5 protein-coding genes and 1 pseudogene are annotated in these 6,875 nt (G+C 70.6%); 3 read left to right on the top strand and 3 right to left on the bottom strand.

What is annotated here, in order from left to right; translation table 11 throughout:
• The 3 genes and pseudogenes from FUT87_RS15120 to secD form a co-directional block, all read right to left on the bottom strand.
• A partial coding sequence (locus FUT87_RS15120; protein WP_147241547.1) for a DUF1631 family protein occupies window positions 1-663 on the bottom strand: 663 nt, incomplete at its 3' end.
• Between the two features lie 33 nt (window positions 664-696).
• The gene (gene secF, locus FUT87_RS15125) at window positions 697-1,731 is read right to left on the bottom strand and encodes a protein translocase subunit SecF (RefSeq protein ID WP_091727976.1); all 1,035 of its coding nucleotides are present in this window, start codon (window positions 1,729-1,731) and stop codon (window positions 697-699) included.
• 37 nt (window positions 1,732-1,768) lie between these two features.
• Window positions 1,769-3,490: pseudogene (gene secD / locus FUT87_RS15130) on the bottom strand (protein translocase subunit SecD); the annotation flags it as partial.
• Between the two features lie 161 nt (window positions 3,491-3,651).
• Between secD and FUT87_RS30755 the strand changes: the two are divergent.
• From FUT87_RS30755 to FUT87_RS30000, 3 genes are all read left to right on the top strand, one after another.
• On the top strand, window positions 3,652-4,698 hold the full coding sequence (locus FUT87_RS30755; protein ID WP_255511856.1) for a hypothetical protein: 1,047 nt from the start codon (window positions 3,652-3,654) through the stop codon (window positions 4,696-4,698).
• A complete protein-coding gene (locus FUT87_RS15135; RefSeq protein ID WP_147241549.1) occupies window positions 4,695-6,296 on the top strand; it encodes a hypothetical protein in 1,602 nt (533 codons plus the stop codon). Before FUT87_RS30755 ends, FUT87_RS15135 begins: the two co-directional genes overlap by 4 nt.
• A gap of 24 nt (window positions 6,297-6,320) precedes the next feature.
• On the top strand, window positions 6,321-6,875 hold a 555-nt coding region (locus tag FUT87_RS30000), incomplete at its 3' end, for a hypothetical protein (protein ID WP_222617165.1).

Here is a 6,875-nt window from a genome sequence, read left to right on the forward strand (position 1 = left end):
CGCCGGCCGCGCGTTGCGCCGGATGAAGGGGCGCAGGTCCACCTCGGGCATCACGCCCTGCTGGATCAGCCAGTGGTTGGCTTCGTGATAGGCCTCGTTCAGCAGCTGGGAGAACTCGTGGTGCAGCCAGCGCTGCAGCATCTGCCAGACGGAACTGCTCAGCCCCGCCTCGAACCAGGCATCGAGCACCAGCCGCGACAGCACCTGCGCGCGCAGCAGGTCCTGCTGGGCCAGGTCCTCGACGCGCTCCAGCGACTGCATGCGGTTGCGCAGGTCGCTGAACTCCCAACTGGCTTTGTCCATCATGGCCAGCGCGAGCCGCGACGCGATGATCTCGCGCTCGATCGTGTCGTCGCTGACCAGGGACAGGTTCTGGGGGCGGGAGGAGAGCGACGCCGAGCGCGAATCGCCGGCGCCGTGGTGGTACGCATGCCGCAGCGACTTGCCCAGCCGCGCATGCCAGGGCGTCGAGGCGCGCTGCCAGGCGTCGTAGGCATCGCGGCGGGCCATCTGCAGCGAGTGCTCGGCCGGCTGCGAGAGCAGGTCCTGCACCGCCGTGGTCAGGACCGCCACCATGGCGGGCAGCCCTCGCAGCAGCACCTCCGTGTGGACGCGCCGCGCTTGCGAAGCCAGGGCCTGGGATCTTGCGTCGGCGGCGGTCATCGAGCGTGAGGTTGAGGAGTGCGGACGACTCTACTACACGACCGCGCCGGCGTTGGGGTCGTCCGGATCGCCCTGCTTGGCGGGGCCGGCCTTGACCAGGTCCTCACGCTTGACGCCCAGCCACATCGCGATCGCCGCCGCGACGAAGACCGACGAGTAGATGCCGAACAGGATGCCGATGGTCAGCGCGACCGCGAAGTAGTGCAGCGTCGGGCCGCCGAACAGCAGCATCGACAGCACCATCATCTGCGTCGAGCCGTGCGTGATGATCGTGCGGCTGATCGTGGACGTGATCGCGTGGTCGATGACCTCGTGCGTGTTGAGCTTGCGGTACTTGCGGAAGGCCTCGCGGATCCGGTCGAAGATGACCACCGACTCGTTCACCGAGTACCCCAGCACCGCCAGGATCGCCGCCAGCACCGCCAGCGAGAACTCCCACTGGAAGTAGGCGAAGAAGCCCAGGATGATCACCACGTCGTGCAGGTTGGCGATGATGCCGGCCACGGCGAACTTCCACTCGAAGCGGAAGGCCAAGTACAGCATGATGCCGATCACGGTGAAGCCCAGCGCCATCGCGGCGTCGTGGGCCAGCTCCGCGCCGACGGACGGGCCGACGACCTCGCTGCTGGTCAGCTTCAGCGGCTCGGCGCCGTTGACCGCGCAGGCCTGCTTGCTCACCGACTCCCCTTGCGGGGTGACTTCCTGGTGGGCCACGACCTTGCCCTGCTCCGCCTTGCACAGCTCGCCGAAGACGCGGTCGACCAGCTCGGTCTGCTTGACGTCGGGCTTCACCGGCAGGCGGATCAGCACGTCGCGCGAGGTGCCGAAGTTGGTCACCTGGATCTCGCCGAAGCCCATCTGCTCGACGATGTGACGGGTCCGGTTGACGTCCGCTGCCTGCGCGTACTGGACCTGGATCACCGTGCCGCCGGTGAACTCGATCGAGAAGTGCAGGCCCTTGGTGACCAGGAAGAACACCGCGGCGACGAAGGTGAGGAAGGACACGGCGTTGAGGATCAACGCGTGCTTCATGAACGGGATGTCCCGTTTGATTCGGAAGAATTCCATGGCGTTGTGCGCTCTCTTCTCTGCGGGGGGCCGGCGCTCAGCGCGCCTCGGCGGCCGGGGCGTCGCCGTCCGGCGTGCCGGGGGTGGCGTCCGGCTTCCAGACGGTGCCGATGGACACGGACTTCAGGCGCTTGCGGCGGCCGTACCAGAGGTTGACCAGCGCGCGCGAGAACATCACCGACGAGATCATCGAGGTGATGATGCCCAGGCAGTGCACGACCGCGAAGCCCTTGATCGGGCCGGAGCCGAAGGCCAGCAGCGCCAGGCCCGCGATCAGCGTCGTGACGTTGGAGTCCAGGATGGTGGCCCAGGCGCGCTCGTAGCCGGCGTGGATCGCCTGCTGCGGCGCCATGCCGGCGCGCAGTTCCTCGCGCACCCGCTCGTTGATCAGCACGTTGGCGTCGATGGCCATGCCCAGCACCAGCGCGATGGCGGCGATGCCGGGCAGGCTCAGCGTGGCCTGCAGCATCGACAGCACCGCCAGCAGCAGCAGCAGGTTGAAGCCCAGCGCCACCGCGGAGAACACGCCGAACATCATGTAGTACAGGCACATGAAGATCGCCACGGCGACGAAGCCCCAGGTGACCGACGCGATGCCCTTGTCGATGTTGTCCTTGCCCAGCGACGGGCCGATGGTGCGTTCCTCGATGATCTCCATCGGCGCGGCCAGCGAGCCGGCGCGCAGCAGCAGCGCGCTGTCGCTGGCTTCCTGCGCGGACATGTTGCCGCCGGTGATCGAGAAGCTGTTGCCCAGCTCGCCTCGGATGACCGGCGCGGTCACGACCTGACCCTTGCCCTTCTCGAACAGGATGATGGCCATGCGCTTGCCGATGCTCTCGCGCGACACGTCCTTCATGATGCGGGCGCCCTTGGCGTCCACCTTCAGGTTGACGGAGGGCTGGTGGTTCTCGTCGAAGCCGGGCTGGGCGTCGTTGAGGTTGTCGCCGGTCAGCACCACCTGGCGCTTGACGATGATCGGGGCGCCATCTCTTTCGGTGAAGCGCTCGGTGCCGAAGGGCACCGGGCCGGTGCCGGCCAGCGCGGCCTGCGCCTCGGCGCTGTCGTCGACCATGCGCAGCTCCAGCGTCGCGGTGCGGCCGATGATGTCCTTGGCCTTGGCCGTGTCCTGCACGCCCGGCAGCTGCACGACGACGCGGTCGCGGCCCTGCTGCAGGATCACCGGCTCGGCCACGCCCAGTTCGTTGACCCGGTTGTGCAGCGTCGTGATGTTCTGCTTGATCGCGGCGTCCTGGACGGCGATCTCGGCCTTGGGCGTGAGCGAGCCGCTCAGGCGCAGCTCGGTGCCGGCGCCGGTGGCGGTCCAGGCGAAGTCGGGCACCTGCTCGCGCAGCAGGTTCAGCGCCTGCGTGCGGGTGGCCTCGTCGCGGAAGTTGATGGCGACGTCGTTGCCTTCGCGGGTGATGCCGGCGTGGCGGATGTTCTTGTCGCGCAGCATGGTGCGGACGTCGGAGGCCATCGACTCGGCCTTCTTCGTCAGCGCGGCCTTCATGTCGACCTGCATCAGGAAGTGCACACCGCCGCGCAGGTCCAGGCCCAGGTACATCGGGAACGCATGCAGCGAGGTCAGCCAGTCGGGGCTGCGCGAGACCAGGTTCAGCGCGACGATGAAGGTCGGGTCGGAGGTCTCGTTGCCGTTGAGGGCCTTGGCGATCGCGTCCTTGGCCTTGATCTGGGCGTCGGTGTCATGGAAGCGGGCGCGCACGGAGCCGGCTTCCAGATGCACGAAGTCGGGCGTGACGCGACCTGCTGGATCTCGAACGGCTGCAGTACTGGCAGGGCCAGACGCTGCGCAGCCGCGACGCGCGCGACCAGCAGCGCTTCGAGGCGCTGCGCCGCCAGCTGCACAACCGCGCGCTGCATGAGACGGGCGGGATCGCCTTCGGCCTGGTGAGCGCTGAAGTGACTGAAGACGGGACCGGCCAGGTGACCGGCATCGAGGTCGCCTGCGGGCTGGCCTACGACCGCCGCGGCCGCGAGCTGATCCTGCAGCGCGCGCGCCGCGTGCCGCTGCCCACCGAGGTCGCCTGGCTGGTGCTGCGCCTGCGCGCCACGCGCCGCGGCGACGGGAACGGAAGCGGGACGTGCTGCGTGCCCGACGAGCCCGGCTGCGTCCTGGACGACGCGCGCCTGCTCGAGAGCGACGTGGAACTGGCCTGGGTGCCGATCGCCGCGAACGAGGCGCCGGACGGCGCGGTGCTGGCCCGCTACGACGGCGGCTTGAAGACCGACTTCCGCCCGCCCCGGGTCCGGCCGCTGGCCCGGCCGCGGCTGGCGCGCGGCGAGACGGTCGAGGGGCACGCCCTGGGAACCGTCGGATGCGTCGAGTCCCCCGACGGCCGCGGCGGCATCGTCAGCAAGGTGGTGGGCGTGCAGACGCGGGTCGACACCTCCGCCAGCGGCTTCACCGAGGTGCCGCGCTATGTGGCCAACGTGCAGGCGCGCAGCTGGAACCTGGCCAAGGCCGAGTTCGCGCCGGCCTTCTTCCCCGAGGTGGCCGATCCGGCCGTCGACGGCTTCACCTTCCGGCTGCTGATGGCCGAGATCGGGCGCCGCCGCGTCGCCGCCTGGTACGGCCAGACGCGGGTGGTCGGCGATCCGGCGAGCGCGGGCGACCAGCTCTCGATCGACCTCGACGACGCCGCCGTCTTCAAGCCGAACGACGTCATCGCGCTGCTGCGGCCGCGGGCCCGCACAGCGGTGTCGCTGACCGCGGCCGAGGGATCGACGGTGACGCTTTCCGCGCCGCTGGACGGCGTGCGCGTCAACGACAGCGTGCTGGCGCTGGGCAACCTGCCGCGCCTGGCCGAGGTGGTGACGGTGCCCGACGACAGCGCGGCGATGCTGGCCGACTACACCGCCGCGCCGGCGATCAAGAAGGGCGACGTGCTGCACCGTGACTCGGACGGCGCCGTCGCGCTGATCGACGGCGTGAGCGCGGCCGGATGACCGTGGAGCAGCCGCCGCCGGCCTGGAAGGAAAGCGACGGGCTGCACGTGGCGCGGATGACCGACGCCATCGACATCAAGCGCGCGACGCTGTCGGCCGACGGCAAGTCGCTGCAGCTGGAGCTGAAGTCGGCGCCGCAGGGATTGGGCAAGGGCGCGCGGGCGGTGCTGCTCGACGCGGACCGGCAGCCGCTGGCGACGGCGCCCGAAGTAACGGTGAGCGACGGCGTGAAGCTCGAGCTGCAGCCGCCGCCGACGGCGGCCGAGGTGGCCACGCTGACGCGCGCCGTGCCGCTCTCCGGCGGCCTGACGATCCAGCGCCTGGTCCCGAAGGCCAGCAGCGAGGTGGGCGTCAGCGACGTCGCGCCGTTCGCCGTAGGCGACGTCGTGGCGCCGATGCGGGACCTGTCCCTGGTCGCCGTCGTGGACAAGATCGTGAAGAAGCGCAAGGCGCTGGTGCTCAGCGCCGGGCTGGGACTGGCGGTGGGCGATCGGCTGGTGGCGGCGGACTGGTGCTGCGCCACGACGATCGACGCCTTCGAGCCCAAGCGGCCGAACGAAGTGCGCGTCGGACGCGCGAGCGCCGCGCGGGTGAAGGACGTGCTGCGGCTGCGCGTGGCCGACGGCGCCGAGTCGCCGCCGCCGGCATCGGTGGCCGCGGTGACGGGCACGCTGCTGGGCCTGGGGTCGCCGCTGGTGGAAACGGCTCGCCGGCTGGACCTGCTGGCCGTCGGCCGCTTCGGCCGCGTCGCGACGGTGGTGGCGCAACAGACCGACGAGACACGGATCACGCTGGCCGAGTCCGCCGCCTTCGCCGTCGGCGACTGCGTGATGGCCTGGCCGCTCATTGGCAGCGTGACGCTGGAGAGCGCGGTGGCGCAAGTGGTGGCGATCGTCGGGGTCGACCTGGTGCTGTCCGGGTCGCCGGGGGCGTTGGCCACCGGGGACCGGCTCGCGACGGTGCACTGGCGCGACAGCGCGCGGATCACCCGCGTCGATGCCGATCCCCGGGAGCTCGATGTCGCCGACGACCTCGTCTTCGGCCCGAACGACGTCGCGGGGCTGCTGGTCCATCACGCCGATGTCTCCAACGGCGCCTACGTGCAGCAGATCGTGGGCAACACCGTCACGGTGCGGCCCACGCTGGCGCAGGGCGACGGCATCGTGGACCAGGGCTGGATCGACGGCGGGCTGGTCGGGCCCGCGGCGCTGACCTGGGACCCGGCACGGCCCATGGACTTCCCGGCCACCTGGCAACCGCTGGTGCGGATGGACTCGGCCGGCGGACTGGACGGCCGCGCGATCGCGACCTTGTACGGACTGGACCTGAACACCGGCGTCTACCAGTCGCGCGCGGCCTGGCCGTATCCGATCGACGCCGAGCTGCACCTGTACGCGGTCACGCCGGCGACCACGCCGGCCTACCGCTTCCGGCCGGAGACGCTGTCGCTGATCACCAGCTTCAACAGCGACTTCCCGGCCGCCTTCGTGACTTTCGCGCAGAAGAAACGGCTGGTGGTGCGCTGGTTCGGCTGCCAGCAGGAGTTCCGGCCCGTGACCGACTGCCCCGGGCAGACACCCGGCGATCCCTGCGCCTGACCCCTGAGGAAGGAACCGGACATCATGGCCCTCATCGGTGACACCCGTTTCGCGGAGCGCAGCAGCTTCTTCAACGGCCAGCGCCTGTTCGCATCGGACCTGCAGGAGCTGGACGACTTCAACCGCCAGATGCGCTGGCTGCACAACCAGAGCCTGCACCAGCCCGGCATCGGCGCCGGGTTCGCCACCACCGGCACCAAGGGTGCGCGCGAGGTCTCGATCCAGCCCGGCTACGCGATCGACGCCCGCGGCCGCGAGATCGTGCTGGCCGACGCGGTGGTGCAGCCGGTGCCGCCGGTGGCCGGCGACGACTTCGGCGCGCCGGTGTTCTTCGACCTGACGGTGTCCTATCCCACCGAGGCGCTGGAGGTGGCCGAGACGCGCGAGGGCGCGTGCGGCGCCACCGGCGGCGCCATCCGGCTGCGCGAGACGCCGGTGTTCTGCTGGGTGCGGCTCGGCCCGGCGCCGGACTACCTGCCCACCGATGCGAAGCTGCGCGACGCGGTGGTCAACGGCACCCAGCTGCGCCTGGCGCGGGCGCAGGTGCTCAACTGCCGGCTGGAGCAGCCGCTGTCGCTG

It is taken from the genome of Mitsuaria sp. TWR114, assembly GCF_007997345.1.